We start from the raw sequence: 938 nt of genomic DNA, 5'->3' as shown, positions 1-938 counted from the left end.
TCGGTGTGGCCTTCGGGGACGTCGAAGACCGGCATCCGGTCCTTGTGCGTGTACACGTCCTCGTACGACTCGACCCGCTCCGCGATCAGCAGCGTGTTGTCCGCCGCCCCCGGGACCTCCTTGTCCCAGTACTCCCGCATCTCCTCCGCCGACTTCAGGAAATAGCCGTCCCCGTCGAACTTGAACCGCGTCGGATCGTTCAACGTCTTCCCGGCCTGCACGCACAACAACGCCGAATGCGTGTCCGCCTGGTCCTTCGTCACATAATGCGAATCATTCGTCGCCAGCGGCGGCAGGTCCAGCAGCTTCCCGATCTCCAGCAGCCCCTCCCGCACCGACCGCTCGATCGGCAAACCGTGATCCATCAACTCCAGGAAAAAATTCCCCGCCCCGAAAATGTCCTTGTAATCCGAAGCCGCCTGGATCGCCGCCTCCCGCTGCCCCAGCCGCAACCGGGTCTGCACCTCGCCCGACGGACACCCCGTCGTCGCGATGATCCCCTCCGCGTTCTCCGCGATCAGCTCACGATCCATCCGCGGCTTGCGGTAATACCCCTGAATCGACGCCAGCGACGACAGCTTGAACAGATTCCGCAACCCCGTCGCGTTCCCCGCCACCATCGTCATGTGCGTATACGCACCGCCGCCCGACACATCGCCGCCCTCGCCGAACTCGTCCGACCCCCGCTGCGACGCCTGCCCCCAGAACACCGGCTTCTTGTGAAACCGGCTTTCCGGCGCGACATACGCCTCGATCCCGATGATCGGCTTGATCCCGTGCTTCTTCGACGTCTGATAAAACTCGTCCCCGCCGTACATGTTCCCGTGATCGGTCATCCCCACCGCAGGCATCCCCAACCGGGCCGCCTCCGCGAAAAGAGGACCGATCTTCGCCGCACCGTCCAGCATCGAGTACTCAGTGTGGACGTGCAGGTGGAC

At 64.0% G+C, this 938-nt stretch carries 1 protein-coding gene; it reads right to left on the bottom strand.

Annotated elements, in window-relative coordinates; translation table 11 throughout:
• The coding region (locus tag H4281_RS45025; RefSeq protein ID WP_182896956.1) for a PHP domain-containing protein at positions 1-938 on the bottom strand (938 nt) is incomplete at both ends.

The organism is Amycolatopsis dendrobii (assembly GCF_014145675.1).
In the GTDB taxonomy this organism is placed as follows: domain Bacteria; phylum Actinomycetota; class Actinomycetes; order Mycobacteriales; family Pseudonocardiaceae; genus Amycolatopsis; species Amycolatopsis dendrobii.
Note: the sequence above shows the minus strand (reverse complement) of the source record. Positions and strands in the feature narration are given on the sequence as shown.